This window comes from Tritonibacter aquimaris, from assembly GCF_009617595.1.
Classification (GTDB): domain Bacteria; phylum Pseudomonadota; class Alphaproteobacteria; order Rhodobacterales; family Rhodobacteraceae; genus Epibacterium; species Epibacterium aquimaris.
This window is the reverse complement of sequence record NZ_WIXK01000001.1, coordinates 670,762-697,665: the sequence shown is the minus strand read 5'-3', so window position 1 is coordinate 697,665 and position 26,904 is coordinate 670,762. Positions and strand designations below refer to the sequence as shown.

Here is a 26,904-nt window from a genome sequence, read left to right as displayed (position 1 = left end):
GCTTCGTGCTAATCTCATCGGGCAGACCGCACCATGAACCCCATGGTCCGGGACGGGACATCCGGGCCAATTACGGCTCCAACTGGATCCCTTGTTCATGAAAACCCCCGAAACCCTTGTCGGCAAAACCGCCGATCTGTTGCGCTCGCTCCATGACAGTATTCTGGCGCTGCGCAATGAGGCCGAAACCCTGCGCGCTGAACTTGCAGCCCAGCATGACATCAACCCCGAAACCGCCGGGGTCAAACCCCAGATCAACAAGCTCGAAACCCTGATCCGTGATTGCCAGAAGGTGGAGAAAACCCTTGTCGACCAAAACAACCTCATCCGCACAGATGCCCCAACAGCCGCCTATGATTTTGAATCCGTGCGCGCCGAGATCCACAGCCGACTGGCTCGCCTGCGCGCCACGGATCCAGGCAGCGCGCTTCCTGAATGAACTCACAGGCGCAACCTATGCCGCGCTGCCCTATGAATTTTCCTTCTGGGCGATGCCGCATCAATTGCCGCCACCGGGCGATTGGCGCGCCTGGGTCATTCTGGGCGGGCGCGGGGCCGGTAAAACCCGCGCCGGGGCCGAATGGCTGCGTGCCCAGGTCGAAGGATCCACCGCGCTGGCACCGGGGCGCGCGCGTCGGGTGGCCTTGATTGGGGAAACCTATGATCAGGTGCGCGATGTGATGATCTTTGGCGACAGCGGCATTCTCGCCTGTTCGCCGCCAGATCGCCGCCCCCAGTGGAAAGCGTCCGAGCGTCGCCTGATCTGGCCCAATGGGGCCGAGGCGCAGGCGTTCTCCGCCCATGATCCCGAGGCGCTGCGCGGCCCCCAATTTGATGCCGCCTGGGCGGATGAGCTGGCCAAATGGAAAAAGGGCTTAGACAGCTGGGACATGCTGCAATTTGCCCTCAGGCTTGGCGATCAGCCGCAGGTCTGCGTCACCACCACACCGCGCAATGTCTCTGTGCTGCGCGCGCTGCTTGAAAGCCCCTCAACGGTTCAGACCCGCGCCGCAACCGACGTGAACGCCGCCAATCTCGCGCCCTCGTTCCTCACTGAGGTTCAGGCGCGGTATGGCGGCACCCGTCTGGGCCAACAAGAGCTGGAGGGGATGCTTTTGGGCGATGTCGAAGGCGCGCTCTGGTCCACCGCACAGCTGATGGCGCTGCAGGTTAAACGCCGTCCCAAACTCAGCCGTGTGGTGGTGGCGGTGGATCCGGCGGTGTCGCATCACGCGCGCTCTGACGCCTGTGGCATTCTGGTGGTGGGGGCCGACACGCGCGGGCTGGTAAAAGACTGGCGCGCCTATGTGCTGGCCGATCACACTGTCACGGGTGCCAGCCCGCTGGAATGGGCGCAGGCAGCGGTGACTGCCGCCGAAGAGCACAACGCCGATCGCATCATCGCCGAGGTCAATCAGGGCGGCGCATTGGTGGAAACGGTGATCCGCCAGGTGGCGCCGCTTGCGCCGTTCAAGGCGCGCCACGCCAGCAAAGGCAAATCAGCCCGCGCCGAACCGGTGGCGATGCTTTATGAGCAGGGCAAGGTGCGCCATCTGCCGGGGTTGCAAAGCCTTGAGGATCAGATGTGCCAGATGACGCCACAGGGCTATCAGGGGCAGGGATCGCCTGACCGGCTGGATGCGCTGGTCTGGGCGCTCACGGAACTGATGGTAGAGCCCTCGCAAAACATCTCGCGACCCCGCGCGCGCAGCCTGTAAAACACCCCAATGCAACACCTGAAATGGCCTGCTTTCGCGGGCCGTTTCGCATTTAAAACAACGCATTACCTGTCGTGGTTAACAAGGTGTTGCCACCCCAGCGCACGCCCCGTCAGGATCTTGTTAGAACCCATGGCTCAGGCTGATCCCACGCTTCATTCAAAGCCTCGGGAGACAAGGCCCATGCTGTTCAAACGACCCGCAGACCCCCTTCGCGAAACCAAGGCCAGCGCTACGGCGCGGCTGATCAATGCGGGCCTCACGCCGGGGTTCAGCGCCCGTGATACCACGTCTTTGGTGCGCTCCGGGTTTGTGGCCAACCCGGTGGGGTTTCGCGCTGTAAAACTGATCGCCGAGGCCGCCGCCGCATTGCCGCTCGTGCTGCAAGACAGCCTGCGCCGCTATGAAAACCACCCGATGCTCATGCTGATCACACGGCCCAACCCGGCGCAGGGGCGAGCGGAATTTCTGGAAACGCTCTATGGCCAGCTCCTGCTGTCAGGTGACGCCTTTGTTGAGGCCGCGATCAGCGACAGAAATCCCCCCGAATTGCCGCCAGAACTCCCCGCTGAACTACATGTGCTGCGCTCTGATCGCTTGCGGGTGGTGCCCGGTGCCGATGGCTGGCCCACGGGCTATGACTACACCGTTGCGGGCCGCAAACACCGCTTTGACGCCGGCGCCCACAGTCCGATCTGCCACATCCGCAATTTCCATCCGCTCGATGATCACTACGGGTTTTCGCCGCTGCAATCGGCAGCAGTGGCGGTGGATGTGCACAATGCCGCCTCGCGCTGGTCCAAGGCGCTGTTGGACAATGCGGCGCGCCCCTCTGGCGCATTGGTGTGGCGCGATGGTGATGCCAGCCTCAGCGACGAACAATTCCGCCGCCTCTCGGATGAGATTTCCGAAAGCTTCCAGGGCGCGCGCAACGCAGGCCGGCCCATGGTGCTTGAGGGTGGGCTGGATTGGAAACCGATGGGGTTTTCGCCCTCTGACATGGAGTTTCAGGCCACCAAAGACGCCGCCGCCCGCGAAATCGCGCTCGCCTTTGGGGTGCCGCCGATGCTGATGGGGATCAAGGGCGATGCCACCTACGCCAACTACCAAGAGGCCAATCGCGCCTTTTACCGCCTCACGGTGCTGCCACTGGCCACCCGCGTCACCGCCGCCCTTGCGGACTGGCTGTCGCGCCATCAGGGCAGCCCGCTGCAGTTGATGCCCGATCTCGATCAGGTGCCTGCATTGGCCGCCGAACGTGAGGCCCAGTGGCGGCGCATTTCTGATGCGGAATTTCTGACAGATGCAGAAAAACGCCACCTCTTGGGCCTGCCTGCACAGATGATGGAGGAGCAGGGTGATGGATGATTTTGCCCCCTTTGAAACCGACCTGCGCCTTGCTGCCCATGAACGGATCTACCAGCTGCAACACGACATGCTGAGCCGCCGTCTGGACCGGATTGAACAGATGATGGAGCGGCTGGAAAAACGCCTCTGGCTCACGGTTTACGGCGTCGCCGCAGTCATCCTCGCGCAGGCGTTTCAATCCTTCATTATCACACCTTAACAACGCATTACACGGAGTATCTCATGCAATTTTCACCCCAGCTTGAGCTGAAATACGCCTCAGCGCCCCTGGCCATCACCGATGACAGCACCATTGCAGGCTACGCCTCGCGTTTTGATGAGGTCGATCAGGGCGGCGATCAGGTGATGAAAGGCGCATATAGCGCAGCACTTGCCCGGCTGAAATCCGAGGGGCGGCAGGTCAAAATGCTCTGGCAGCATGACCCGGCCCAGCCCATCGGCGTCTGGGATCAGATCCATGAAGACGACACCGGATTATACGTCTCGGGCCGCATCCTCACGGAAACCCGACAGGGCGCTGAGGCAGCGGCGCTGATCACTGCGGGCGCCCTTGATGGCCTCTCGATCGGTTATCGCACGGTGAAATCATCCCGTGGCCCGGATGGCGCACGCCAGCTTCAAGAACTCGACCTCTGGGAGGTGTCGCTGGTCACTTTCCCAATGCTGCCCACAGCTCGGGTGGGTGCCACCAAAACCAGCCAAACCCTGGCGCAGGCGCTGCGTCGGGCCACCCAAAAGCTCAAGCATGAGGAGACCACAGCATGAGCCAAGACCTTGACCAGGCGCTGGATGGATTTGTGAACCAAATCAACACCCTGCAGCGCGACGTGAAATCCCAACTGCAACAAACACATGAGCGTATGACCATGCTGGATCAAACCAATCGTCACCTGAACCGCCCACAGCTTGCGATCACTGCTGAGGCCCCGCATCAAAAGGCCTTTGACACCTATCTGCGCACCGGCGACGACACACCGCTGCGTGGTCTTGAATTTGAAGGCAAGGCGCTGTCGACCGCCGTCAACACCGATGGCGGCTATCTGGTGGATCCGGTGACTTCGGAAACCGTCAACGCGGTGCTGTCTTCCTCGGCTTCGCTGCGCTCTATTGCGGCGGTGGTTCAGGTCGAAGCCAGCTCATATGATGTGCTGGTGGATCACGCCGAAATGGGTTCAGGCTGGGCCTCAGAAACCGGCAGCTTTGCCGAGACCTCAACCGGCAATATCGAACGCATCGCCATCCCCATTCACGAACTTTCCGCGCTGCCAAAGGTGTCGCAGCGCCTGTTGGATGACAGCGCCTTTGACATTGATGGCTGGCTTGCAGGTCGCATTGCCGACACGTTTTCCCGTGCCGAAGCTGCCGCCTTTATCAACGGTGATGGCGATGACAAACCCACCGGCCTGCTGCAGCACCCGGTAGTGGCAGACGACAGCTGGAGCTGGGGCAATATCGGCTATGTGGTGACCGGCGCAGATGGCGCATTGCCCAGCGGCGACCCAATTGTTGATCTGGTCTATGCGCTGGGGGCGGAATACCGCGCCAATGGCACCTTTGTGATGAATTCCAAAACCGCTGGCATGGTGCGCAAACTGAAAGACGGCGATGGCCGCTTTCTCTGGTCTGATGGGCTGGCGGCGGGTGAACCGGCGCGGCTGATGGGCTATCCCGTGCTGATCGCCGAAGACATGCAGGACGTGGAGACCAACAGCTATTCGATTGCTTTTGGCGATTTCACCAAAGGCTACACCATCGCCGAACGCCCAGACCTGCGGGTGCTGCGCGATCCCTTTAGCGCGAAACCCCATGTACTGTTTTATGCCACCAAACGCGTCGGCGGCGACGTCAGCGATTTTGCCGCCATCAAACTGCTGAAATTCGGCACCTCCTAAGGTGCTGAATGACGGGGGCGGCAGCCCGTTCCCGTCGGTCGGCGCGCATTGCTGTCATTGGTCCCGCTGCACCCAAACCGTCCAGACCAATGTTGATGCGCGCCGCCTATCCCCGAAACGGAGACCAGACGCCATGATCGTGACCGAACGCACCCAAATCCCCGATGCGGCCCTGCCTGTTGATGCCTTTAAGGCCCATTTGCGGCTGGGGCGTGGGTTCGCTGCCAATAGCCTGCAGGACGCGCTGCTGATTGGTTTTCTGCGCGCAAGCCTCGCCGCGATTGAAGCCAAGATCAGCAAGGTACTGCTGCAACGTGATTTTTCCATTACCCTCAGCGCCTGGCGCGATGGGGCGCGCGAACCTTTGCCGCTGACACCGGTCACTGAAATCACCGCGCTGACGCTGATTGATGATGAAGGGCGCGAAACCACCGCGACCCGGTTCCATCTGCAACAGGATGCGCAAAAACCGATGTTGATCGCCCATGGTGCCTGCCTGCCATCGGTGCCGCGCAACGGGCTTGTGCGCATCGATCTGAGTGCTGGCCTGGCGGCAGAATTTGACGCGCTCCCCGGTGATCTTAGCCAGGCGGTGCTGCAGCTTGCGGCCTATTTCTATGAACACCGCGACGCTAGTTTTCACCCGCGTTTTCCCTATGGCGTTGAAGCGCTGATTGCCCGTCACCGGGTGCTGCGACTGGGGGCTCAGACATGAAACAGGTCAATCTCAACCGGCTGATGCAGCTGGTCAGCAACAATCGCACCCCCGATGGGGCGGGCGGGTTTGTGGAACAGGAAGTCACCCTGGGTGAGCTTTGGTGCAGCCTGCATGCGCTGACCGGGCGCAACGCTGCCCAAAACGGCGCAGCACTGTCGTTGCAGCGCTACCGCATCACCGTGCGCGCCGCGCCCATGGGCAGCGCGGAACGCCCGCGCGCCGATCAATATCTGATCGAGGGCACGCGCCGGTTTCTGATCCAGGCCGTCGCCGATGCCGACAGCGCCGGGCGCTATCTCACCTGTTTCGCGGTTGAGGAGGTCGCGCTATGAGCTATGCAACATCAGCTGCGCTGCAAATGGCAATTTATGATGCATTACAATCGGATAGCGCGGTGTCCTCAGTGCTGTCTGGCCATATCTATGACGCGCTCCCCAGCGGCAGCCTACCGGCGATTTACGCGCTGATCGGTACTGAAGAGGCGCGCGACAGGTCTGACAAAACCCACAGCGCCACGCTCTATCTGGTCACCATCCGCGTCATCAGCGAAAGCGCGGGATTTGTGGGTGCAAAACAGGCGGCTGGCGCGATCTGCGACGCCATTCTTGGCAGCAACATGGTGATGACACGCGGCGCAATCAGCGGCTGCTGGTTTGATCGCGCCTATGCCCGCAGCCTGAAATCCGGCGGCCGCGAGGTATCGCTGCGCTTCCGGTTTCATGTGGATGATCGCGCAATAACAACGGTTTAGTCGTAAGAGTTAACGCAAATTAACCATAAGGAGATGCAAAATGGCGGCCCAGAACGGCAAGGATCTTTTGCTTAAGGTGGATATGACAGGTGATGGCAGTTTTGAAACCATCGCGGGGCTGCGCGCCACCCGGATCAGTTTCAACGCCGAAAGCGTTGATATCACCAGCCTCGAAAGCCAGGGCGGCTGGCGCGAGCTGCTGGCCGGGGCTGGCGTGCGCTCGGCGTCGATATCGGGGTCAGGCGTGTTTCGCGATGCGGATACCGACGCGCGCGCGCGCCAGTTGTTTTTTGATGGCGAAGTGCCCGATTTTCAGGTGGTGATCCCGGACTTTGGCACTGTCGCAGGCCCGTTTCAGGTGACCGCGCTGGAATATGCGGGCAGCCACAACGGCGAAGCCACCTATGAACTCAGCCTCGCAAGCGCCGGCGCGCTGAGCTTTGTAGCGTCATGAGCGGCCCGGTGAACCCCCATCGCGGTGAGGTGTCGCTGGTGCTCGATGGGCGCGAACATGTGATGCGGCTGACGCTGGGGGCCTTGGCGGCGCTGGAACATGATCTGGGCGAAGACAGTCTGATCAACCTGGTGCAGAGGTTTGAAAACAATGCTTTTTCCGCCCATGATCTGATGGCGCTTTTGCGCGCAGGTCTGCAAGGCGGCGGTGCTGATATCAGCGCCGCGACCCTTGCGGGTGCTGACATTCAGGGCGGGCCAATGGCTGCAACCCGTGCCGCGGCTGAATTGCTGGCGCGGGCGTTCACGTCATGAGTTTCAACTGGCCTGCTTTGCTGCATCTGGGATTGGCACAATTGCGGCTGACCCCAGATCAATTCTGGGCGCTGACGCCTGCGGAATTGCAGCTGATGCTGGGTCCGCCACCCGCCGCGCCAATGGATCGCGCCCGGCTCATGGAGCTGATGACAGCCTTCCCGGATCCCAAAACATAGGAGAGCGATATGGAAGAGATCACCGCATTAGAATTGAGCGCTGAGGCTTTGGAAAAATCCCTTGGCGGAGCGGCGGATATGGCCGCCACATTTGACAGCGAACTCACCCGCGTGCGGGCAGCACTTGCGGCCACCGGTGATGATGCGCGCACCCTGGAACGGGGGCTGTCAAAGGGGTTGAAACGTGCGTTTGAAGGGCTGGTTTTTGATGGTAAGTCTTTGTCGGATGCGCTTGAAACTGTTGCGAAATCCGTGATCCGTACCACCTATAACGCCGCCGTGCGCCCGGTGACAAACCGGGCGGGCAGCTTGCTCACGGATGGGCTGACGGGGCTGATTGGAAACATCCTGCCTTTTGCCGATGGCGCGGCGTTCAGTCAGGGCCGGGTGACACCCTTTGCCCGCGGCGGCGTGGTCAATGGCCCCACGCATTTTCCCATGCGCGGCGGTGTAGGTCTGATGGGCGAAGCAGGCCCCGAGGCGATCTTGCCCTTGGCGCGCGGTGCCGATGGTGCGCTGGGGGTGCGCAGCGCGAGCGGCGCGGCGCCCACGGTTGTGATGAACATCCAGACGCCCGACGTGCAGGGGTTTCAGCGCAGCCAGGGCCAGATCGCCGCGCAGCTGAGCCGGGCGCTGTCGCGCGGATCGCGCAACAGATAATTTCAAACAGGAGGGTAATGCTATGAATTTCCACGATATTCGTTTTCCTGCCTCGCTCAGCTTTGGTTCAGTTGGTGGGCCAGAGCGGCGGGTCGATGTGGTCACGCTTGCCAATGGGTTTGAAGAGCGCAACACCCCCTGGGCCCATTCGCGCAGGCGTTATGATGCGGGGCTGGGGCTAAGGTCGCTGACGGATATTGAATCGCTGATTGCGTTTTTTGAAGCCCGCCAGGGCCAGGTTTATGGCTTTCGCTGGAAAGACTGGTCTGATTTCAAATCCGCGCCCGTGGATCGCGATGTGCATTACCGCGATCAGGTGATTGGCACCGGTGATGGGGTGACGCGGCAGTTTCAGCTGGTGAAACACTACCGTTCTGGCGAGCAAAGCTATGCGCGCCCGATTGTGAAACCGGTTCCGGGCACGGTGCGGGTGGGCATCCATGAGGATGAGCAGGCGGAAAGCATTGATTACACGCTGAATATCAACACGGGCGAGATTACCTTTAGTCTTGCGCCCGAGGTTGGGGTTGAAATCGTGGCAGGGTTTGAATTTGACGTGCCGGTGCGGTTTGACACTGACCGCATTCAGACCAGCGTGGCCTCATTTCAGGCCGGAGAAGCGCCCAATGTGCCCGTCGTCGAGGTACGCGTATGAGAGCGCATCTTGAAGCCGCCACCACCACCCTGTGCCGTGCCTGGGCGATCACGCGCCGCGATGGGGTGCAGCTGGGGTTCACCGATCATGATTGTGATCTGAATTTCGACGGGCTGAAATTTTGCGCCGATACCGGCCTCAGCGCGCGCCAGCTGGAGCAGGGCACCGGGCTGTCGGTTGACAACAGCGAAGCGCTTGGCGCGCTCAGTGCAGCTGCGGTGCGTGAGCGTGATATTGCGGCCGGCTATTACGATGAGGCCGAGGTGCTGAGCTGGCTGGTAAACTGGCAAAACCCCGATGAACGCCAGCTGCAGTTTCGCGGCTATATCGGTGAAATCAGCCGCGAAGATGGCCAGTTTCGCGCAGAATTACGCGGGCTGACGGATCGGCTAAACCGGCCACAGGGGCGGATTTATCAGACGCCTTGTACCGCGGTGCTGGGGGATCGCAGCTGTGGCTTTGATGTGAACACGCCGGGCTATTGGGCCGAGGCCCAGCTGGTTGAGGTGCGCGAGCGCCAGACATTCATTCTGCCACTATTACCTGGCTTTGAACCGGAATGGTTTTCGCGCGGGGTGCTGCGCACATCTGATGGTCTGTGGGGGGCAATAAAACGCGATCTCACAACGCCTATGCAGCGCGAAATCACCCTATGGGAGCCTTTGGGCGCAGATATTGAACCGGGGGCGCTGATCCGGCTTGAAGCGGGCTGTGACAAACGGTTCAAGACCTGCAAGCTCAAGTTCAACAACCTGCTGAATTATCAGGGCTTTCCTGACATTCCCCGCGAAGATTGGCTGGTGGCGGTGCCGCGTCGTGACAATCAAAACAGCGGAGGCAGCCGCAGATGAGTATCCCGCAAACTTCGATTGTGTCCGAGGCTCGCCTCTGGCTTGGCACGCCCTATGTGCATCAGGCGTCCCAGCGCGGTGCGGGCTGTGATTGTCTGGGGCTTATTCGCGGCATTTATCGCGCGCTCTATGGGCATGAGCCTGAGCTGCCGCCCGCCTATAGCCGCGATTGGAGCGAACCGCAGGGGGATGAACGCCTGTGGCAGGCGGCGCTGCGCCATCTGGCGGCGAAACCCATTGAACAGGCGCGCGCGGGTGATGTGATCTTGTTTCGCATGCGCGAGGGTGCGGTGGCAAAACACCTGGGCCTGCAAATCCGCTGCGGCGCGAGCGCGCGGTTTATTCATTCCTATCAGGGGCATGGCGTTGTTGAAAACGCGCTGAGCCTGCCGTGGCAGCGCCGGATTGTGGCGCGCTTTGCCTTTCCAGAACAGGAGTAACAACGATGGCGACGATCCTTCTTTCGGCGGCAGGGGCCGCGATTGGTGGCGCGGTGGGTGGCACCGCTTTGGGGCTGTCATCGGTGGTGATTGGCCGCGCGATTGGTGCCACGCTGGGGCGCGCCATTGACGAACGCATTATGGGGCGCGGGTCTGATGCAATCGAAACCGGGCGCGTCGACCGTTTTCGCATCAGCGAAGCCAGCGAAGGGGCCACGGTGGCGCAGGTTTACGGCCGTATGCGGGTGGGTGGACAGGTGATCTGGGCCTCGGATTTTCTGGAAACCGCCTCGACCTCGGGCGGGGGTGGCAAGGGGCGGCCCAAACAGCCCAAAGTCACGCAGTACAGTTACAGCGTGTCGCTGGCGATTGCCCTGTGTGAAGGCGAAGTGCTGGACGTGGCGCGTGTCTGGGCCGATGGCGAAGAGGTTGCGCCCAAGGATCTGAATATGCGCTGGTATCCGGGCAGCGTGGATCAATTGCCGGATGCGCTGATCGAAGCGGTGGAAGGCGCCGATGAGGTGCCCGCCTATCGCGGCACTGCCTATGTGGTGCTGGAAGATCTGCAGCTTGAACGCTTTGGCAACCGGGTGCCGCAGTTCTCATTTGAAGTCGTGCGCGCGGCGCAGCCCGGCAGTGATACCTATGATCTGGATCTGCCGCAGTTGATTGAAGGCGTCGCGCTGGTGCCCGGCACCGGTGAATATGCGTTGGCGACAGATCCGGTGTGGCTGGAACGGTCCAAGGGTGAAAAAGACGCGGTGAACAGCCATTCCCACAGCGGTGAGACCGATCTGGTGACCTCCATCGCCACATTGGGCCAAGAGCTGCCAAATTGCGGCGCGGTGTCATTGGTGGTCAGCTGGTTTGGCGGCGATCTGCGCTGTGGCCACTGCCGGGTTGAACCGAAGGTGGAGCAGGGTGAGGCGGATGGATCAATGCCCTGGGCAGTGTCGGGGCTTGCACGCGCCGATGCACCAGTGATTGCGCAAGATGAGGGTCGGCCGATTTATGGCGGCACGCCCGCGGATCGCTCGGTCATTCAGGCGATTCAGCATCTGAACACACAGGGCAAGGCGGTGATGTTTTACCCGTTCATCCTGATGGATCAGCAGGCTGAGAATGGCTTGCCGGATCCCTGGAGCGGCGCGGACCATCAGCCTGCCTTGCCCTGGCGCGGGCGCATTACGCTATCAGAGGCACCGGGGCGTGCAGGCAGCCCGGATCAAACCGCGCTGGCCGACAGCGAGGTTGCCGCGTTTCTGGGCACGGTGACGGCCAGTGATTTCAGCGTCGCGGATGGCACGGTCAGCTATAGCGGCCCGGAGGAGTGGAGCTTTAGCCGCTTTATCCTGCATTACGCGGCGCTATGTGCGGCGGCGGGGGGTGTTGATAGTTTTTGTATCGGATCAGAACTGCGCGCATTGACCCAGATCCGCGGCGCGGATGGGTTTCCGTTTGTGCAGGGGTTGCGGGGGCTGCTCAGCCAGGTGCGTATCCTGTTGGGCGAAGACGTCAAACTGGGCTACGCCGCCGATTGGAGCGAATATTGGGGCTATCAAAGCCCCGAAGGGGATCGCTATTTCCATCTGGATCCCTTGTGGGCCGAGGTGGATTTTATCGGCATCGACAACTACATGCCGCTGTCGGATTGGCGCGAAGGTGAGGATCATCGCGACGCGGAAGCGGGCGCGATTTATGATCTCGACTATCTGCGCAGCAACGTAGAAGGCGGTGAAGGTTACGACTGGTTCTACCATTCGCCCGAGGCCGAGGCCGCGCAGATCCGCACGCCGATTACCGATGGTGCCCATGATGAACCGTGGATCTGGCGTTACAAGGATATTCGCGCCTGGTGGCAAAACCCCCATCACGAACGCATCGGGGGTGTGCGTCAGGAAAATGCTACCCCTTGGGTGGCGCAATCAAAACCGATTTGGTTTACCGAACTTGGCTGCGCTGCGATTGATAAAGGCACCAATCAGCCCAATAAATTCCTTGATCCCAAAAGCTCGGAATCGCGCCTGCCGAAATATTCCACCGGGCAACGTGATGATCTCATTCAGCTGCAATACCTGCGTGCGCTGGTGGGCTATTGGCGCGATCATAACCCGGTGTCCGCAATCTATGAGGCGCCGATGCTCGACATGAGCCGCGCCTTTGTCTGGGCCTGGGATGCGCGCCCGTTTCCCACCTTTCCCAATGCGGTTGATGTCTGGAGCGATGGCGACAATTACGCCCGTGGCCATTGGTTGAATGGGCGCGTGGGCCAGCGCCCCCTGGCCGAGGTGGTGGCTGAGATCTGCGCAGGCGCTGATGTGGTCGATCTGGACACAAGCGATCTATACGGGCTGGTGCGCGGCTACGGCGTGCGTGATGTGGGCGCGGCGCGGGCGGCGTTACAGCCGCTGATGTTGCAGCACGGCTTTGATGCCATAGAACGCGACGGGGTTTTGCGGTTCAAAAAACGCGATGGGTTGCGGCCTGAAGTGATTGATCCTGCGCGTCTTGTGGCGGGTGAGGGCGCAGTAAAGGCCGAAAGCCGCGACAGCGAGGCCGAGATGACCGGGCGCGTGCGCCTGCGTTTTGCCGAATGGGGCGGTGATCATGCGGTCCTTTCCGAAGAAGCCGTACTGCCCGATGAGGTCACCCATGCCGTCAGCCAGAATGAGCTGCCGATTGCCTTAACCCGCGCTGAGGCCCGCACCACGGTTGAACGCTGGCTGGCAGAGGCGCGGGTGGCGCGCGACAGTGTGACGATGACCTTGCCGCCCTCGATGTTGCATCTGGGCGCGGGTGATGTGGTTGAACTGGACGGCGCGCGTTACCGCATTGATCGGGTGTCGATCGGCACCGCACAAGAGGTCGAAGCCGTGCGCATCGCGCCCGAAATATACACCCCGGCGCAGGTGGCCGAAGAACTGCCGGGGATCAACCGCTTTGCCCCGCCGGTGCCGGTGCTGCCGCTGTTTCTGGATCTGCCCTTGTTGCGCGGCGATGAGGTGCCCCATGCGCCGCATGTGGCGCTTTCGGCGCGGCCCTGGCCCGGTTCGGTGGCGATCTACAGCGCAGCGCAGGACAGCGATTATCGCCTCGACGAGGTCATCGCTGAGGCATCGATTGTCGGCGAAAGCCAAAGCGTTCTGCACGCGGCGCGCCCCGGTCGCTGGGATATGGGCGCGGCACTTGAGGTGCGGCTTTATGGCGGCAGCCTAGAAAGCATCAATGATCAGGCGGTGCTGAATGGCGGCAATGTGCTGGCGATTGGCGATGGCCGCAACTGGGAGGTGCTGCAATTTGCCAGCGCCGAACTCATCGCGCCAAATACCTATCTTATTCGTCGCCGTCTGCGCGGGCAGGCGGGCAGTGAAGCGGAAATGTTGCCGGAATGGCCCGTGGGGTCGCAGGTGGTCTTGCTCAATGGGGTGCCGCAGCAGCTGGATCTGACGCTTGATCAACGCCGGGTGGCGCGCCACTACCGCATCGGGGCTGCGCGCCGGTCTTATGATGATCCCTCATATGTGCATGTGGTTGAGGCGTTTGAAGGCCGCGGGCTCAGGCCATTGTCGGTGGTGCATCTGCGCGCGGATGCGGCCATAGGTGCGGATCTGACGCTGAGCTGGATCCGGCGCACACGGATTGGCGGTGATGATTGGGATCTGCCTGAGGTTCCATTGGGTGAAGAACGCGAAGCTTATCGGCTGCGGATTTTGCGCGGTGAAACCCTGCTGCGCGAAGAGGAGGTCAGCACGCCCAACTGGCAGTATGATCAGGCGGCGCAGGTTGCGGATGGTGCGATGGCCGGTGATGTCGTTGAGGTTGCACAGATATCGGCGCTTTGGGGGGCGGGGGCTGTGACGCGTCTGGTGCTGGCATGAGGGTGCTGCCATGAGGATCTTACCGGGCGACATGAACGCGGTGGCACGGGCCTTGTTGCTGGCGGCCCCGTCAGAGCGAGAACCACTTTGCGCGGCGATCTTTCAGGCGGCGCGTATGGCTGAAACCTATGCGGCGCGGTTTAACCATCTGCATCCGCAATGGGGCGATGGCAGTTTGAATGCGGCAGCGCGGCGCTACCCATTGGCACCGGAGCCTCAGTTGGATGATCCAAGCTATATCATCTGTCAGCAGCTGGTGTTGCAGGCCATGGGCCGGGGGGATGATCACGCCACCCAAGGTATGCAGCAGTCAAAAGAGTTGCTTGGCGCGTCGCAATAGCTGAAGCAGCCGCGTTCATAGACATAGCGAAACGCGATCCGAAACGCCGGGCCTGCGGTATCGTTGCATGGCACTGCGGGTGTTTGTCATTTTGAAACAAAGCGGTGGCGCATTGGGGCTGGCGGTGTGGCGGCAAGGTGACTATCGTTTTGAGTGTGTAGATATTTGCGCGACGGGCTGGTGATTGTGAGGCCTGGGAACAGATGCGCAGGGGCTAAAGGACGTCCCCAAAAGATATTGGAGAGATTTATGAGCAAGAGATTTGCAGTGGTGCTGCCTTTGGTTGGCTGTTTGGCAGCGGGTCTGTCGGCCTGTGGTGGCGGCGCGACCCAGGTGAATGAATTGCGGTTTAACCAACATGCGGATGGCACGTTCAGCGGCAGCGCAGGCCCGGCCTGGAGCGAGGCCGAAATCCGCGCGCAGGCCTGTCATGGCAATGGCGCTGCAACGCTTGTGACCTCCCCCAGTGCCTCGGGGCTGGATTTCCACGGGCGCTGCGGTGGTGGTGCTCCGGTTAGCAGCTACGGTTCTGTGGCCCCGGTGCAATCTGTAGCGCCTGCGCATTCGACTGCGCCGGGTGGCTGGGATGGCTCGACCCCGTTTGTGGATTGATCTGGCGTTTTGCGCTGGTTGAAGCGGGGCTGTAACTGGTCATCGCTTCTGTAACGTGTTGGCGCGATGGGATGTTTCCGTTGAATATCCGATCACGAAATCGATCATTTTTTGAAATAGGTCGCATCACGGGATTGCGTTTGGTACTCTGTGGCTTAGATGGTTAGGATATCTATTCTGTCCGGCGCCAGCAGGTTCTTGTGGCCTGCGACGCTGTTGGACAGATAAAACCCGCCTGATTGCAACCGCTTGAGGGCATCAAAACGATAGTAACCACATGGCCGCAGGTCTGGAACAGCGTATAAGCAGGAGACCCGAAATGTCCCAAACGCGCACCGCTCTTACCACTGTTGATCCCGTTTGGGCGCAGATCACCACGGAAGCAGAAGCTGCCGTGCAAAACCAGCCGCTGCTGGGCGGGCTGATCCATGCCTGTATCCTGCACCATGCCTCCCTGGGCAAAGCGCTGTCTTATCGGGTGTCGGCCAAGCTCTGCTCCAATGAAATGTCGATGGTGATCCTGCGCGAAATCGTTGATCAGGCCTATCAGGACAATCCAGAGCTGGTTGAGGCGGCGCGCGCCGATCTTAGCGCCGTGTTTGAACGCGACCCGGCCTGCCATCGTCTGCTGCAGCCGATCCTTTATTTCAAAGGCTATCAGGCGGTGCAGGCTTACCGTGTGGCGCATCACCTCTATACGCGGGGCGATTATGATCTGGCCTATTTCTTCCAGATGCGGATATCGGAAATCTTTGGCGTTGATATTCACCCGGCGGCGCGTCTGGGGCGTGGCATTATGATCGACCATGCCCATTCCATCGTGATTGGCGAAACTGCTGTGGTGGGCGACAATGTGTCGATGCTGCATTCGGTGACTCTGGGCGGGACCGGCAAGGAAGAAGAAGACCGTCACCCGAAAATTGGCGATGGGGTACTGATTGGGGCCGGGGCCAAAGTGCTCGGCAATATCAAAGTGGGGCAATGTTCGCGCATTGCTGCGGGCTCGGTTGTGTTGTCGGAAGTGCCGCCGTTTAAAACCGTTGCGGGTGTGCCTGCAAAGATTGTCGGCGAAGCGGGCTGCAGCCAGCCTGCAATCAGCATGAACCAGCTGGTGAGCGGGCGCGAGTAAGCCGCGGTTTCGGATTTGAATGCCTTGATTGTGCTGTTACCGGTGCCCTGCGCGCCAGACTGCGGATGTTGGTTTAAGGCGCGCAGCTAGCTGGTGCAAAACGACGATCGTGGTGCGCCAGAGGCAAAACAGGCAGCCCTTTTATAAGGCTGCCTGCTGTAAAGATATCTGAAAACCGCGGATCAGCCGCGTTTGCGGTGGTGTTCCAGCACCAGTTTGTCCTGATCGGAGAGCAGCTGTTTTTCCAGCACCACCGACATGGAATCGATTGCGCGCGGGGTGCGGATCAGCACCTCTTGGTCCATGCCTTCAGACAGGAGTTTCTGGCCGATTTCAGACATGTTGAAATTCATCTGACGCAGGTGGAAGCGCGCTTCGGTCCAGCCAACATACCAGAACCAGTCGGTGTAATAGTTCCAGCTGCGCTCATTGAAGGCGCGCACATGGGTGGGATCCTGCCAGGCACCAAACGACAGATCATAAGGCACCAGAATGTTGAAATTGCCGCCCACGCGCAGCATGTCGAGACAGTTGGTCATTGCAGGCAGCAGATCGGGGATATGTTCGATCACATCGTTGCAGATGATTTCATCAAACATGCCTTTTTGCAGCGTCAGTGCCCCAAAACGATCGGTTTCAAAGTTCTGGCCCAGCAGATCCTTGTGGCTGAGATCAGCCAGGATGTCAGGGCTCCAATAGTCAAGAATGTCGAGGTTGACGCAATCCTCGCGGAAGTTTTTGCCGCTGCCGATGTTCAACAGCTTTGGCACGGCGGTGACGTTTTCACCAAAGGCGGAGGGGGAATGTTCCATTTGGGAGACCTTCTGTCGTGGAATTTGGCGGGTGTGGCGGATCAGTGCAGCACCGGTTTGAGGTAATCTGCCTGTTTCATCTGGGAAAACGCGTCAAACCCGGCCTGCTCAAAGGCGCGGCGTTTGGTGTCATCGCGCACGAGCTCAAGGCAGGCGTCCACCAGACCGTCGTAAGGCGCGAGGCAAAGCGCCTGTTTCAGCGCCGCATCCATATGGGTGCCCGGGTGGTATTCGCTTAGCACGGCTTTTTCGTTGGCCAGCAGATATGAGACGCGGGCGAGTTCAAAGATCTTGGTGTCATAGAAGTGCATATTCAGCACCACTTTGGCGCGGGCGATAAAGGCATCCCGCTGGGCACCGTAGACGCCCTGCAAAAGCTGTACATTCAACCCTGCCGATTGCAGATCCTGCAACACTTTGAGGCGGCGTTCATTGGTGGAGCCGTAAAACAGCACATCGATGTCTTGCAGGTCAGCGCGGGGGATGCGCTTCAGGGCGTCGCTATAGCCAAGCTCTACCAGTCTGGGAGCATGGTTCAGATCGAAGCCTGTGAGAAAGTCGAGATTATGCGCGCTGTAGTCCCAGACCTGAAACCGTTCCATAAAGGCGCGGTAGCCCGAGCTCATGAACCAGCCCTCTTTGTGGAGCTGTTCAAAATTGTAGATCACTGTATTGGCGGGCAGCAGATCAATGGTATCGGGTTGCAGCAGATGGGCACCCAGCACGATATTGATGCAATTGGGATCAAAGGCATTGAAGCTTTGGCCAACGTTATGACCCAGTTCGCGAATGCCCGCAGCAACCCCTTCTGCGATTTCATCAAAGGCGGATGCGTGGACATAGCCCTCTGGTTTGATCTGCACCACATTGTAGCTGTTTGCACTTGGCGTCATTGGAGACCCATCGGTTTGCTAAAGTTACGCCTGTATATGAGCTGAAATATCTTAAAAATGATCTTACAGCGGCGCGCGGATCGGCGTTTTTGTGGATTTATCCGCGTTTTCAACAAGAAAGCCCCCGCAGAGATCTGATCTGCGGGGGCTTTGATTTGGCTGGTTTGTGCTGCGGCGTCTATCAGGCCGCAGCCGCGCTTGGGCTGGTTTGCTGCGTGCGGGGCAGGGTAAAGGCCCCTGCAAGCGTGTCCAGATGGGCGGCCTCATCGCGTAAAAGATCAACCGATTGGGTGTTGCGTTCCACGATCTGATCATTGGCACTGCTGAGGGTGCCAAGTTCATCAACCCGGCCAGACAGCGCCTGCAGCTCTTGGCTGTCGCTGACAAAACCCTCGGCTGAGGCGCTGACGCGGTTGGAGATCTCGCTCATGCGGGTGATGATATGCTGAAGCACATCACCGGTATTATGCACCTCGTTGACACCATTTTCGATATGGGAGGTGGCATCGGTGATCAGGGTATTGATCTCGGTTGCGGCCTGCGAGGTGCGCAGGGCGAGGTTGCGCACTTCTGATGCAACCACGGCAAAACCTGCGCCAGATTCACCTGCGCGCGCGGCCTCAACCCCGGCATTCAGCGCGAGCAGAGTGGTCTGGAATGCAATGTCATCAATGGTGGCGATGATGGTGGCGATCTTGCTGGCGCTGGCTTCGATCTGCTGCATGGCAGAGACCGCGTGTTCAACCACGGCGGCGTTGTTTTGCGCTTCGTCGACGGCCTGGCCGACAATGGCGTTGACGGTGCGTGCACCTTCGGCGGCGTTTTGCACCGATTGGGTCAGCGCGCCCATGCTTTGGGCGACGTCGCCAAGCGCGTCGCTTTGGCTGTGGATGCGGCCGGAGAGATCACCGGAACCTTGCCGGATATCAGAGCTGCGCCCTAAGATATCGGAGGCGCTGCCCAGCACCTGACCCATGGTGTTGGACAGACCGTCCAGCGCCGAGTTGAAATCCTCGCGCAGGGCTTCGTAGGAGCCGGGCAGGGGTTCGTTCATACGATAGGCAAGGTCGCGCCGGGCCAGAGCCGCCAGCCCCTGACGCAGCTGGTCAACCGCGCGGGTCTGGGCGTGCTGATCCTGAATGCGGGCATTGGTGGCGGCGCGCCCCTCAGCCAGGGTGATTTGCAGCCCTTCAATCCGGCGGGCGATTTCCCCCAGTTCATCGCGGCGCTCACTGGTGGAGAGTTTGCGATCATATTGGCCTGCGGTGATCAGATTGACGCTGGTGCCCAACTCGCGCAGTGGACGGCTGAGAACCCGACGCAGGATCAGGAAGCAGATGGTGCTGGCGATCAGCAGCAGCACCGCGCCTGCTTCGGCCTCATGCCACAGGCTTTTGCGCAGCGCCGCATAGGTGGCGGCGGGATCCCAGACCATCACCAGCGTGCCGCGCAATTTGCCCTTTTTCGACAGGATCGGGTAGATCAGCTGGAAACCATCTTCAGAAGTGTAAGGTGTCAGGCTTTCGGCGACCTGCTGTTCCAGGGCGGTGAGCTGATCTGTGGCGATGGCGCTGCCTTGCTCGCTCATGATGACGCCGTTGGATTTGGTGATGCGGGCGTATTGGAAATTTTCGCCCGCGCGCTCAATCACATAGTTGAGCCGTTCATCCACGGTGCCGGAAAAGCCAAGCTGCACCGGTTGCGCCACGTCTTTGACCAAAGCGCGGGTGAGTTCGTATTGCATGTCGCGGGCTGCGGTAATGGAAATGCGCTCCAGCTGGAGGGCGGCGTAAAAAGCAATCGGAATGGCAACAATCAGGGTGAAAGCCGAGACCAAAAGTGAAATGCGAAAATTCATCGAATGCAGGAATCTCCCTGCGTCGGATAAGGCGAGGATCTGTTTCATGCTGTGCTCTGCAGTTGTGTCCTGCGCGCATATTGTCCATTTCGGATTTTCGAATTCTAAACGGAAAAATGGAATTTCCATTCAATTTGAACGGTCTGTAATATTTTTGTTACGTAAACGATTCAAAGCGGGTTTTATATGGCTATGACCTGCAATTTGCCGAATGCATTAATAAAAAAGGGCCGGAACAATGCCCGGCCCAGATTTGGTTTTTTGAATTTAGGGTAGCTTATGCAAGCATTACCATCGGGTTTTCCAGGTTCTCAACAATCGCCTTGAGCAGGTCTGCCCCAACAGCGCCGTCGATCACGCGGTGATCAACCGACATGGTCACGCTCATCACGGTGGCGGCAGAGACATTGCCCTCGGCATCGATCACCGGTTTTTTGACACCTGCACCCACAGCAAGGATCCCTGCGTGTGGCGGGTTCACGATGGCGTCAAAGTTGTCGATGCCAAACATGCCAAGGTTGGAAATGGCAAAGGCGCCGCCCTGGTATTCATGCGGGGCCAGTTTGCGTTCGCGGGCGCGTTTGGCCAGGTCTTTCATTTCAACCGACAGGGCCGAAAGCGATTTCATGTCCGCGTCCTGCAGAACTGGGGTGAAGAGGCCACCCTCAATGGCAACCGCAACAGCCACGTCTGACGGTTTCAGTTGCAGCACACGATCACCAGCCCAGACCGCATTGGCAGCAGGCACCGCCTGCAGCGCGTTGGCCACGGCTTTGATGATGAAATCATTGACCGAGAGCTTTACGCCACGCCCTTCGAGCTGTTTGTTCAGCTGTGAGCGGAAGGCCAGCAGCGCGTCGAGTTTGATGTCGCGGCGCAGGTAGAAATGCGGGATGGTCTGTTTGGCTTCAGACAGGCGCGCAGCAATGGTTTTGCGCATGCCGTCGAGTTTGATTTCCTCAAACGCGCGACCTTCGTACATTTTGGCAACCTGATCGGCCGAGGGGCCGGTGGGGGCTGCAGCAGGCGCGGGCGCGGCGGCGGCAGCTGCGGGGGCTGCGGCGGCAGCTTTGGGGGCTGCGGTTGCGTTTTCCACGTCTGCTTTGATGATACGACCGCGCGGGCCTGAGCCTGCGATGGTGCTGAGGTCGAGACCTTTGTCAGCCGCAATCCGGCGCGCCAGAGGCGATGCAAAGATGCGGGTACCATCTGCCGCTGCGGGTGCAGCTGGGGCGGCAGCCGGCGCAGGGGCGGCTTTCTCGGCGGCAGCAGGTGCCTCCTCGGCAGCCGCTGCGGCAGGGGCCGCGGATCCGCCTGTGGCGATGTCATCTGCGCTTTCACCGTCTTCCAGAAGGACTGCGATCAGGGTGTTCACTTTCACCCCTTCAGAGCCTTCCGCGATCAGGATCTTGCCCACAACACCTTCATCCACGGCTTCAAATTCCATGGTGGCCTTGTCGGTTTCGATCTCGGCAATCAGATCGCCAGAGGAGACGGTATCGCCTTCTTTGACGAGCCATTTCGCCAGAGTCCCCTCTTCCATGGTGGGCGACAGTGCTGGCATAAGAATTTCAGTTGGCATTGGCGATGCCTCCTTATTGTACCTTACGACCCATTAGGGCTGCGTTGGTGCGTTTGCTTCTGCATTAAGAATGTTGATGATCTGGTTGAAAGCCTGCGCTTCGGTGCCGTCATAACCTGACTGCACCAAAGCCCGTGCCATCTGGCGGGCAATATCCGCCAGCATGACACCAACCTCGCCGGGGCTGCCCAGTTGATCGGGCTCCAGATGCACCGCAAGCGTACTGTCTGCGTTTTCTATCCGGAAGGCGATCAACATTGGGCTGCCAATGTCTTGGGTCGGTTGTTTCTTTTTCCAGAACATCTCGTGTCCTTAGCGGTAGGTGACTTGTTTCACGGCTGCGACCACTTCGTCGGTGGTGATCAGCGCGTGTTTTTCAAGGTTTGCCGCATAAGGCATCGGCACATCCTTACCGGTGCAGGTCACAACCGGCGCATCAAGGTAGTCGAACGCTTCGCGCTGGACTTCGGATGCGATGTAGGAGCCAACAGAGCCCTGCGGCCAGCCTTCTTCGACAGTGACCAGACGGTTGGTTTTGCGCACAGATTGCAGCACGGTGGGCAGATCCATCGGGCGCAGGGTGCGCAGGTCGATGACTTCGGCCGAGATACCCTCTTCGGCGAGCTTATCCGCCGCTTCCAGCGCATAGGTCATGCCAATGCCAAAGGAGACGATGGTCACATCAGAGCCTTCGCGCCAGATGCGGGCCTTGCCAAACGGAATGGTGAAATCATCCAGTTTCGGAACCTCAAAGGATTTACCGTAAAGGATCTCGTTTTCCAGGAAGATCACCGGGTTGTTGTCGCGGATGGCGGTCTTCATCAGACCTTTGGCATCTGCGGCAGAGTAGGGCATCACAACCTTAAGACCGGGCACCTGCATGTACCATGCGGCATAGTCCTGGCTGTGCTGGGCGCCCACGCGGGCTGCGGCACCGTTGGGGCCACGGAACACCATCGGCGCACCCATCTGACCACCGGACATATAAAGCGTCTTGGCAGCAGAGTTGATCAGGTGGTCGATTGCCTGCATGGCAAAGTTGAAGGTCATGAATTCCACGATCGGACGCAGACCACCAAAGGCCGCACCGGTGGCAATACCGGCAAAGCCGTGCTCGGTGATTGGCGTGTCGATGACGCGTTTGGAGCCGAACTCATCCAGAAGGCCCTGCGACACTTTATAAGCGCCCTGATATTCGGCCACTTCTTCGCCCATCAGGAAGACGTTTTCGTCACCGCGCATCTCTTCGGCCATGGCGTCACGCAGCGCTTCGCGCACGGTGACGGTAACCATTTCAGTGCCCTCGGGGTAGTCTGGCGCGAGCTCAACCACCTCAACCGCGGCAGCAGCTGGCACCGCTGCAGGCGCCGTAGGTGCCTCGGCGGGGGCGGCTTCTTCTGCGGCTGGTGCGCTTGGCGCGGCAGCCGAGGCGTCATAGGTTTCGCCTTCTTCCACCAGCACTGCGATCAGAGTGTTCACTTTGACCCCTTCAGAGCCTTCCGCGATCAGGATCTTGCCCACAACACCTTCGTCCACGGCTTCAAATTCCATGGTGGCTTTGTCGGTTTCGATTTCCGCCAGGATGTCGCCGGAGTTTACGGTATCGCCTTCTTTCACCAGCCATTTGGCCAATGTGCCCTCTTCCATCGTGGGCGACAGGGCGGGCATTAGGATTTCAGTTGCCATGTCTTTAGTTTTCCTCAGTGGCCGGGGTGATCATCCCGACGATGTTTCCTTGACCATCTTCCACATAGGCGCAGCGGCCTATGCCTGGGTAATCAGTGGGGGGCAGGGCTTCGCTGCCGCCATGGGCCAGCGCCCAGGCGTAGCGTTCATCGCAATCTGCCACCTCAAATGTCATTGTGCCGCCGCGCACCGGGCTGCCGGCGGCGGGCGTTGCATCAAAGCGGCGCATCAGCCCGCCTGTCAGCGTTTGGCCAAGACCAATGTCTGAGCCTTCGATCAGGTGATATTCCGCATCTTCACCACCCGGCATCGGAGCAAAGCTCCAGCCGAAGAGGCCGGTGTAAAACACCTTGGCCTCTTCCACATCGCGCGCATGTATTTCAAAATGGGGCATATCAGCGACCTCAGGCGTAGATGTCGGTCCAGAGCTCTTCGAGCGCAGGTTCGGGGCTTTCTTTGGAGAAATCCGCGGCCTGGTTGACAATGTTCTTGATGTCTTTGTCGATCGCTTTCAGCTCATCTTCGGTGGCGTGTTTGCCAGTCAGCAGCATGTCGCGGACCTGTTCGATCGGATCACGCTCGTCGCGCATTTTCTGCACTTCTTCGCGGGTACGGTATTTCGCCGGATCCGACATGGAGTGGCCGCGGTAGCGATAGGTGTTCACTTCAAGGATATAAGGGCCTTTGCCCGCGCGGCAGTGTGCCACGGCGCGTTCGCCTGCTTCCTTGACGGTGAGCACATTCATGCCATCCACCGCTTCGCCTGCGATGCCATAAGCGGCGCCACGTTCCCACAAAGATGGGGATTTGGTGGAGCGCTGCACCGAGGTGCCCATGGCGTATTGGTTGTTTTCGATCACAAAGACAACCGGCAGCTCCCAGAGTTGCGCCATGTTGTAGGTTTCGTAAACCTGGCCCTGGTTCGCGGCACCATCGCCAAAATAGGTGAAGGTTACGCGGCCGTTTTCTTTGTATTTATCAGAGAAGGCAAGACCGGCACCCAGTGGCACCTGTGCGCCCACAATGCCGTGGCCCCCGTAGAAATGTTTCTCTTTCGAGAACATATGCATGGAGCCGCCCTTACCTTTGGAGAGGCCCCCTTCGCGTCCGGTCAGTTCGGCCATCACGCCGCCTGGATCCATGCCACAGGCCAGCATATGGCCGTGATCGCGATAGGATGTGATGCGCTTGTCGCCTTCTTCGGCTGCGGCCTCAAGGCCCACAACAACCGCTTCCTGACCGATGTAGAGGTGGCAGAAACCGCCAATCAGACCCATGCCGTAGAGCTGGCCTGCTTTTTCCTCGAATCGGCGGATCAAAAGCATCTCGCGGTAATAATGTTTCAGCTCATCTGCCGAAACGTTTGATTTCGCAGTGGATTTTCTTGCGGCCATGGTGGCGGTCTCCCCCTTTTGGCAAGATAGTTTAGTGTTAAACTAATTCATAAAGCATTTTTCTCGCGGAGGCGAGCGATAATCTTGCACAATTTGGGGTTGTGTTGTTTTGGTGCTGAAAATGCCCGTTTTCAGGCTGGCCGCACGGCCGCGTGATACACCGAATTTGGTTAAAGCGGGATGAACGGAACAACTGACTGCTGGGGCCCGTGCACAGCGATCACAGCAGCCCTGGCAGCAACGACAGCAACAGCGCCAGCGCGGCACAGAGATTAAACACGCGCAGCCGGCCCGGTGACATCAGCAATCGTGCTATATAGGTGCCAGCCCCAGCCCAAAGCGTGTTTGATGCGATCCCAACCAGCGCAAATGTCGTGGCAACAAGCAGCACCTTATGCAGTTCATACTGCGGCGCAAAAAGTGTGAGCGCGGTCACTCCCAACGCCCAGACCTTGGGATTGATCCATTGAAACAAAAGCGCCTGAAAAAAGCTGAGCGGGGTGCCAGTGGCACCGGATCCCCCCGGATGAGCGGCGGTTGCAATCTTCCAGGCAAGATAGAGCAGGTAGCAAGAGAACAGCGGTGTCAACACCAGCCACAGCGCCGGGAACAGATCCAGCAAGGCCTGCAGCCCGAGGCCCGCAAGGCTGATCACTAGGGTAATGCCAACCGCCACGCCAAAGATATGGGGCAGGGTGCGGTGAAAGCCGTAGTTCACCGCCGAGGTCATAATCATGATGCTGTTGGGCCCCGGCGTGATGGTGGAGGCAATCACAAAGGCAACCATTGGCCCGATCATGGGCTGCACCGTTTCAGTGAATGAACGTGGGCGCATGGGGCCGCGGGTATGAAGAGGGAAAACCACATGGTCCGCTGGTTTACATGTGGTTTTCGCAATTTTTATGACGGCTGAAATGCGGGCTTAAAACCCAAACAGCGGTGACAGAACGCTCCAGAGGATGGGCAGCATCAGCGCGGTGGCCAATGCGTTGATACCCATGGCCAGGCCGGAAAACGCTCCGGCGGTTTCATTGACCTGAAGCGCGCGGGCGGTGCCGATGCCGTGGCTGGCGGTGCCGACTGCCAGGCCGCGGGCGCGCCAGTCTTTGACCCCGATGGCGTTGAGGATGTAGGGGGCAAACATTGCGCCATAGATGCCGGTGACAATCACCAGCACGGCAGTCAATGAGGGCAGGCCGCCAAGCTCTTCGGCGATGGCCATTGCCACCGGTGCGGTGACGGATTTGGGCGCAAGCGATGCCAGTACGTCAGACGTGGTGCCCATAGCCCAGCTGACGCCAAGCGCGGTGAGGATCGACACAATTGAACCCGTAAGCAGGCTGACAAGGATCGCCACGCCCGAGCGGCGCACATGATGCCATTGGCGATAAAGCGGAACTGCCAGTGCCACCGTGGCGGGGCCAAGCAGGAAATGCACAAACTGCGCACCTTCAAAATAGGTGGTGTAGCTGGTGCCGGTCAGCAGTAAGACAGCCACAACCAGCAGCACCGAAATCAGCACCGGGTTACACAGCGGCGTGCGGCCTGATTTTTCGAACAGCCAGCTGGCGATCTGAAACGCCACCAGCGTCAGCGTCAGGTGAAACAGCGGCGTGGCGCTGAGGTAGACCCAGGTTTCATGCAGGTTATCCATCTTGCTGCGCCTCAGGTTTGCTGAGCCAGCGCATCAGCAGCGCGGTGATGGCAATGGTTGCAGTGGTGCTGAGGATGAGCGCAAGGCTTAGTGGCAGAAGTGCCTGACCTATCAGTTGAAAATGCAAGATCACCCCGGTGCCTGCGGGCACAAACAACAATGACATCATCCGCAACAGCCCATTTGCAGTGTCTTCGAGACCCTTGGGCACATCGCCGCGCAGGATCAATATGACAAACAGAATAGCCATGCCCATCACCGGCCCCGGTATTGGCAGGTTGAGCGCGCCCACCACCAGCTCTCCGCCGAGTTGGCACAGCAGTATTACGGTTAAAAACCCCAGCATCTTGGTCCTCCGGATTTATGCGGTGATACCTGTCAGGGGTGGCGCGCAAGCTCAAGCCTAATGCGGGCAACGGAACGGGATATGTGGCACACAGGCTATGGGCCGCAACGTTTGCCTTGCAGTCGGGCGGTGGCTGGGTTTTGGCTGGGGCGCGCGTCTTTGGTTTGGGCGTTGCACAAAGGATGGGTGAACGATGACACGGCAAGAGCGCTATTTTGATGATTTTCAGGTGGGGGATCGGTTCAGCTCACCGCAGCTGGAGGTGACGCGGGAGATGATCATCGATTTCGCCCGCGCCTATGATCCGCAGCCGTTTCACCTGTCAGATGAGGGGGCAGAGGGCAGCCTGTTTAAAACGCTCGCAGCAAGTGGTTGGCATACGGCGGCGATGTCGATGCGGTTGCTGGTTGAAAGTGAGTTCAATATTGCGGGCGGGCTGATTGGCCAGTCGATCGAAGAGCTGAAATGGCTTTATCCGGTGCGTCCGGGCGATCAGCTGCGCAATGAGATGGAAGTGATCGAGACGCTGGATCCCAAGCCCAATTCCCGCGCCGCCAAGTTGCGGTTTCATGTTGATGTGATCAATCAGGATGGGGTGGTGGTGCAATACTGGAAAGGCACGATTTCGGTGCCAAAACGCCCAGGTTGAAACGCAGCGGGCAATGCTTTGGTGCGCATTTCGGGCTGGTCTGGTGGGGATTGCGGCGTTTATGTTGGCAG

32 protein-coding genes are annotated in these 26,904 nt (G+C 59.6%); 21 read left to right on the top strand and 11 right to left on the bottom strand.

The features are described from left to right. Window positions 1–97: 97 nt before the first annotated feature. From GG681_RS03355 to cysE, 20 genes are all read left to right on the top strand, one after another. Window positions 98–439: a hypothetical protein gene (locus GG681_RS03355; protein ID WP_235899698.1), complete on the top strand. Its 342-nt coding sequence runs from the start codon at window positions 98–100 to the stop codon at window positions 437–439. Beyond that, the gene (locus tag GG681_RS03350) at window positions 354–1,718 is read left to right on the top strand and encodes a DNA-packaging protein (RefSeq protein WP_194287129.1); all 1,365 of its coding nucleotides are present in this window, start codon (window positions 354–356) and stop codon (window positions 1,716–1,718) included. The genes GG681_RS03355 and GG681_RS03350 overlap by 86 nt, the downstream gene beginning before the upstream one ends. Window positions 1,719–1,901: 183 nt before the next feature. Continuing rightward, complete coding sequence (locus GG681_RS03345; RefSeq protein WP_153545030.1) at window positions 1,902–3,086, top strand: phage portal protein; 1,185 nt, start codon at window positions 1,902–1,904, stop codon at window positions 3,084–3,086. Then, window positions 3,079–3,285 (top strand): GTA head formation protein, RCAP_rcc01685 family, encoded by a 207-nt coding sequence (locus GG681_RS03340; RefSeq protein WP_153545028.1) that lies wholly within the window; start codon window positions 3,079–3,081, stop codon window positions 3,283–3,285. The genes GG681_RS03345 and GG681_RS03340 overlap by 8 nt, the downstream gene beginning before the upstream one ends. Window positions 3,286–3,308: 23 nt before the next feature. Further along, the gene (locus GG681_RS03335) at window positions 3,309–3,851 is read left to right on the top strand and encodes an HK97 family phage prohead protease (RefSeq protein WP_153545026.1); all 543 of its coding nucleotides are present in this window, start codon (window positions 3,309–3,311) and stop codon (window positions 3,849–3,851) included. Further along, the gene (locus tag GG681_RS03330) at window positions 3,848–4,978 is read left to right on the top strand and encodes a phage major capsid protein (RefSeq protein WP_153545024.1); all 1,131 of its coding nucleotides are present in this window, start codon (window positions 3,848–3,850) and stop codon (window positions 4,976–4,978) included. Before GG681_RS03335 ends, GG681_RS03330 begins: the two co-directional genes overlap by 4 nt. A 133-nt stretch (window positions 4,979–5,111) precedes the next feature. Beyond that, window positions 5,112–5,693, top strand: coding sequence for a head-tail connector protein (locus GG681_RS03325; protein ID WP_153545022.1), 582 nt, complete (start codon window positions 5,112–5,114; stop codon window positions 5,691–5,693). Continuing rightward, window positions 5,690–6,028, top strand: coding sequence for a head-tail adaptor protein (locus tag GG681_RS03320; protein WP_153545020.1), 339 nt, complete (start codon window positions 5,690–5,692; stop codon window positions 6,026–6,028). Before GG681_RS03325 ends, GG681_RS03320 begins: the two co-directional genes overlap by 4 nt. Continuing rightward, window positions 6,025–6,447: a DUF3168 domain-containing protein gene (locus tag GG681_RS03315; protein WP_153545018.1), complete on the top strand. Its 423-nt coding sequence runs from the start codon at window positions 6,025–6,027 to the stop codon at window positions 6,445–6,447. The genes GG681_RS03320 and GG681_RS03315 overlap by 4 nt, the downstream gene beginning before the upstream one ends. 40 nt (window positions 6,448–6,487) lie before the next feature. After that, on the top strand, window positions 6,488–6,901 hold the full coding sequence (locus GG681_RS03310; RefSeq protein WP_153545016.1) for a phage major tail protein, TP901-1 family: 414 nt from the start codon (window positions 6,488–6,490) through the stop codon (window positions 6,899–6,901). Window positions 6,902–6,909: 8 nt separating this feature from the next. Next, a complete protein-coding gene (locus GG681_RS03305; protein ID WP_328593243.1) occupies window positions 6,910–7,215 on the top strand; it encodes a gene transfer agent family protein in 306 nt (101 codons plus the stop codon). Then, window positions 7,212–7,394, top strand: a complete 183-nt coding sequence (locus tag GG681_RS03300; RefSeq protein ID WP_153545011.1) for a rcc01693 family protein — start codon at window positions 7,212–7,214, stop codon at window positions 7,392–7,394. Before GG681_RS03305 ends, GG681_RS03300 begins: the two co-directional genes overlap by 4 nt. Window positions 7,395–7,403: 9 nt before the next feature. Continuing rightward, on the top strand, window positions 7,404–8,054 hold the full coding sequence (locus GG681_RS03295) for a phage tail tape measure protein (RefSeq protein WP_153545009.1): 651 nt from the start codon (window positions 7,404–7,406) through the stop codon (window positions 8,052–8,054). 22 nt (window positions 8,055–8,076) lie between these two features. Continuing rightward, a complete protein-coding gene (locus GG681_RS03290) occupies window positions 8,077–8,709 on the top strand; it encodes a DUF2460 domain-containing protein (protein WP_153545007.1) in 633 nt (210 codons plus the stop codon). Further along, on the top strand, window positions 8,706–9,560 hold the full coding sequence (locus tag GG681_RS03285) for a DUF2163 domain-containing protein (protein WP_153545005.1): 855 nt from the start codon (window positions 8,706–8,708) through the stop codon (window positions 9,558–9,560). The genes GG681_RS03290 and GG681_RS03285 overlap by 4 nt, the downstream gene beginning before the upstream one ends. Continuing rightward, window positions 9,557–10,000 carry an NlpC/P60 family protein gene (locus GG681_RS03280; protein WP_153545003.1) on the top strand — a complete coding sequence of 148 codons (444 nt, stop codon included), beginning with the start codon at window positions 9,557–9,559 and terminating at the stop codon, window positions 9,998–10,000. Before GG681_RS03285 ends, GG681_RS03280 begins: the two co-directional genes overlap by 4 nt. Before the next feature lie 5 nt (window positions 10,001–10,005). Beyond that, window positions 10,006–13,878, top strand: coding sequence for a baseplate multidomain protein megatron (locus GG681_RS03275; RefSeq protein WP_153545001.1), 3,873 nt, complete (start codon window positions 10,006–10,008; stop codon window positions 13,876–13,878). Between the two features lie 10 nt (window positions 13,879–13,888). Continuing rightward, entirely contained in the window at window positions 13,889–14,218 is a 330-nt protein-coding gene (locus tag GG681_RS03270; RefSeq protein ID WP_194287128.1) for a DUF7742 family protein, read from the top strand. Between the two features lie 249 nt (window positions 14,219–14,467). Further along, complete coding sequence (locus tag GG681_RS03265) at window positions 14,468–14,830, top strand: hypothetical protein (protein ID WP_153544999.1); 363 nt, start codon at window positions 14,468–14,470, stop codon at window positions 14,828–14,830. 319 nt (window positions 14,831–15,149) lie between these two features. Continuing rightward, window positions 15,150–15,959, top strand: coding sequence for a serine O-acetyltransferase (cysE, locus tag GG681_RS03260; RefSeq protein ID WP_153544997.1), 810 nt, complete (start codon window positions 15,150–15,152; stop codon window positions 15,957–15,959). A 182-nt stretch (window positions 15,960–16,141) separates the two neighbouring features. On the opposite strand, the gene GG681_RS03255 is transcribed toward cysE, so the two are convergent. The 11 genes from GG681_RS03255 to GG681_RS03205 form a co-directional block, all read right to left on the bottom strand. After that, the gene (locus tag GG681_RS03255) at window positions 16,142–16,771 is read right to left on the bottom strand and encodes a methyltransferase domain-containing protein (RefSeq protein WP_153544995.1); all 630 of its coding nucleotides are present in this window, start codon (window positions 16,769–16,771) and stop codon (window positions 16,142–16,144) included. Between the two features lie 41 nt (window positions 16,772–16,812). Then, window positions 16,813–17,664, bottom strand: coding sequence for a CgeB family protein (locus GG681_RS03250; RefSeq protein ID WP_153544993.1), 852 nt, complete (start codon window positions 17,662–17,664; stop codon window positions 16,813–16,815). Between the two features lie 181 nt (window positions 17,665–17,845). Continuing rightward, window positions 17,846–19,570: a methyl-accepting chemotaxis protein gene (locus GG681_RS03245; protein WP_194287127.1), complete on the bottom strand. Its 1,725-nt coding sequence runs from the start codon at window positions 19,568–19,570 to the stop codon at window positions 17,846–17,848. Between the two features lie 229 nt (window positions 19,571–19,799). Next, window positions 19,800–21,104 (bottom strand): pyruvate dehydrogenase complex dihydrolipoamide acetyltransferase, encoded by a 1,305-nt coding sequence (locus GG681_RS03240; RefSeq protein ID WP_153544989.1) that lies wholly within the window; start codon window positions 21,102–21,104, stop codon window positions 19,800–19,802. Window positions 21,105–21,137: 33 nt separating this feature from the next. Further along, window positions 21,138–21,407 (bottom strand): DUF5076 domain-containing protein, encoded by a 270-nt coding sequence (locus GG681_RS03235; RefSeq protein ID WP_153544987.1) that lies wholly within the window; start codon window positions 21,405–21,407, stop codon window positions 21,138–21,140. Between the two features lie 9 nt (window positions 21,408–21,416). After that, complete coding sequence (locus tag GG681_RS03230; RefSeq protein WP_153544985.1) at window positions 21,417–22,790, bottom strand: pyruvate dehydrogenase complex E1 component subunit beta; 1,374 nt, start codon at window positions 22,788–22,790, stop codon at window positions 21,417–21,419. A 4-nt stretch (window positions 22,791–22,794) separates the two neighbouring features. Further along, window positions 22,795–23,184, bottom strand: coding sequence for a VOC family protein (locus GG681_RS03225; protein ID WP_153544983.1), 390 nt, complete (start codon window positions 23,182–23,184; stop codon window positions 22,795–22,797). A gap of 10 nt (window positions 23,185–23,194) precedes the next feature. Further along, complete coding sequence (gene pdhA, locus GG681_RS03220; protein WP_153544980.1) at window positions 23,195–24,184, bottom strand: pyruvate dehydrogenase (acetyl-transferring) E1 component subunit alpha; 990 nt, start codon at window positions 24,182–24,184, stop codon at window positions 23,195–23,197. Window positions 24,185–24,404: 220 nt separating this feature from the next. After that, a complete protein-coding gene (locus tag GG681_RS03215; protein ID WP_153544978.1) occupies window positions 24,405–24,983 on the bottom strand; it encodes a LysE family translocator in 579 nt (192 codons plus the stop codon). A 123-nt stretch (window positions 24,984–25,106) separates the two neighbouring features. Next, window positions 25,107–25,838 carry an LrgB family protein gene (locus GG681_RS03210; RefSeq protein ID WP_153544976.1) on the bottom strand — a complete coding sequence of 244 codons (732 nt, stop codon included), beginning with the start codon at window positions 25,836–25,838 and terminating at the stop codon, window positions 25,107–25,109. Further along, entirely contained in the window at window positions 25,831–26,184 is a 354-nt protein-coding gene (locus GG681_RS03205) for a CidA/LrgA family protein (protein WP_153544974.1), read from the bottom strand. Before GG681_RS03205 ends, GG681_RS03210 begins: the two co-directional genes overlap by 8 nt. A 193-nt stretch (window positions 26,185–26,377) precedes the next feature. Between GG681_RS03205 and GG681_RS03200 the strand changes: the two genes are divergently transcribed. After that, a complete protein-coding gene (locus tag GG681_RS03200) occupies window positions 26,378–26,833 on the top strand; it encodes a MaoC/PaaZ C-terminal domain-containing protein (protein WP_153544972.1) in 456 nt (151 codons plus the stop codon). Window positions 26,834–26,904: the final 71 nt, after the last annotated feature.

Excerpts from the sequence above, each read along its gene's own strand:
- GG681_RS03355 (WP_235899698.1), top strand. The coding sequence starts at position 98 with ATGAAAACCCCCGAAACCCTTGTCGGCAAAACCGCCGATCTGTTGCGC.
- GG681_RS03350 (WP_194287129.1), top strand. The coding sequence starts at position 354 with ATGATTTTGAATCCGTGCGCGCCGAGATCCACAGCCGACTGGCTCGCC.
- GG681_RS03345 (WP_153545030.1), top strand. The coding sequence starts at position 1,902 with ATGCTGTTCAAACGACCCGCAGACCCCCTTCGCGAAACCAAGGCCAGC.
- GG681_RS03340 (WP_153545028.1), top strand. The coding sequence starts at position 3,079 with ATGGATGATTTTGCCCCCTTTGAAACCGACCTGCGCCTTGCTGCCCAT.
- GG681_RS03335 (WP_153545026.1), top strand. The coding sequence starts at position 3,309 with ATGCAATTTTCACCCCAGCTTGAGCTGAAATACGCCTCAGCGCCCCTG.
- GG681_RS03330 (WP_153545024.1), top strand. The coding sequence starts at position 3,848 with ATGAGCCAAGACCTTGACCAGGCGCTGGATGGATTTGTGAACCAAATC.
- GG681_RS03325 (WP_153545022.1), top strand. The coding sequence starts at position 5,112 with ATGATCGTGACCGAACGCACCCAAATCCCCGATGCGGCCCTGCCTGTT.
- GG681_RS03320 (WP_153545020.1), top strand. The coding sequence starts at position 5,690 with ATGAAACAGGTCAATCTCAACCGGCTGATGCAGCTGGTCAGCAACAAT.
- GG681_RS03315 (WP_153545018.1), top strand. The coding sequence starts at position 6,025 with ATGAGCTATGCAACATCAGCTGCGCTGCAAATGGCAATTTATGATGCA.
- GG681_RS03310 (WP_153545016.1), top strand. The coding sequence starts at position 6,488 with ATGGCGGCCCAGAACGGCAAGGATCTTTTGCTTAAGGTGGATATGACA.
- GG681_RS03300 (WP_153545011.1), top strand. The coding sequence starts at position 7,212 with ATGAGTTTCAACTGGCCTGCTTTGCTGCATCTGGGATTGGCACAATTG.
- GG681_RS03295 (WP_153545009.1), top strand. The coding sequence starts at position 7,404 with ATGGAAGAGATCACCGCATTAGAATTGAGCGCTGAGGCTTTGGAAAAA.
- GG681_RS03290 (WP_153545007.1), top strand. The coding sequence starts at position 8,077 with ATGAATTTCCACGATATTCGTTTTCCTGCCTCGCTCAGCTTTGGTTCA.
- GG681_RS03285 (WP_153545005.1), top strand. The coding sequence starts at position 8,706 with ATGAGAGCGCATCTTGAAGCCGCCACCACCACCCTGTGCCGTGCCTGG.
- GG681_RS03280 (WP_153545003.1), top strand. The coding sequence starts at position 9,557 with ATGAGTATCCCGCAAACTTCGATTGTGTCCGAGGCTCGCCTCTGGCTT.
- GG681_RS03275 (WP_153545001.1), top strand. The coding sequence starts at position 10,006 with ATGGCGACGATCCTTCTTTCGGCGGCAGGGGCCGCGATTGGTGGCGCG.
- GG681_RS03270 (WP_194287128.1), top strand. The coding sequence starts at position 13,889 with ATGAGGATCTTACCGGGCGACATGAACGCGGTGGCACGGGCCTTGTTG.
- GG681_RS03265 (WP_153544999.1), top strand. The coding sequence starts at position 14,468 with ATGAGCAAGAGATTTGCAGTGGTGCTGCCTTTGGTTGGCTGTTTGGCA.
- cysE (WP_153544997.1), top strand. The coding sequence starts at position 15,150 with ATGTCCCAAACGCGCACCGCTCTTACCACTGTTGATCCCGTTTGGGCG.
- GG681_RS03255 (WP_153544995.1), bottom strand. The coding sequence starts at position 16,771 with ATGGAACATTCCCCCTCCGCCTTTGGTGAAAACGTCACCGCCGTGCCA.
- GG681_RS03250 (WP_153544993.1), bottom strand. The coding sequence starts at position 17,664 with ATGACGCCAAGTGCAAACAGCTACAATGTGGTGCAGATCAAACCAGAG.
- GG681_RS03245 (WP_194287127.1), bottom strand. The coding sequence starts at position 19,570 with ATGAAACAGATCCTCGCCTTATCCGACGCAGGGAGATTCCTGCATTCG.
- GG681_RS03240 (WP_153544989.1), bottom strand. The coding sequence starts at position 21,104 with ATGCCAACTGAAATTCTTATGCCAGCACTGTCGCCCACCATGGAAGAG.
- GG681_RS03235 (WP_153544987.1), bottom strand. The coding sequence starts at position 21,407 with ATGTTCTGGAAAAAGAAACAACCGACCCAAGACATTGGCAGCCCAATG.
- GG681_RS03230 (WP_153544985.1), bottom strand. The coding sequence starts at position 22,790 with ATGGCAACTGAAATCCTAATGCCCGCCCTGTCGCCCACGATGGAAGAG.
- GG681_RS03225 (WP_153544983.1), bottom strand. The coding sequence starts at position 23,184 with ATGCCCCATTTTGAAATACATGCGCGCGATGTGGAAGAGGCCAAGGTG.
- pdhA (WP_153544980.1), bottom strand. The coding sequence starts at position 24,184 with ATGGCCGCAAGAAAATCCACTGCGAAATCAAACGTTTCGGCAGATGAG.
- GG681_RS03215 (WP_153544978.1), bottom strand. The coding sequence starts at position 24,983 with ATGATCGGGCCAATGGTTGCCTTTGTGATTGCCTCCACCATCACGCCG.
- GG681_RS03210 (WP_153544976.1), bottom strand. The coding sequence starts at position 25,838 with ATGGATAACCTGCATGAAACCTGGGTCTACCTCAGCGCCACGCCGCTG.
- GG681_RS03205 (WP_153544974.1), bottom strand. The coding sequence starts at position 26,184 with ATGCTGGGGTTTTTAACCGTAATACTGCTGTGCCAACTCGGCGGAGAG.
- GG681_RS03200 (WP_153544972.1), top strand. The coding sequence starts at position 26,378 with ATGACACGGCAAGAGCGCTATTTTGATGATTTTCAGGTGGGGGATCGG.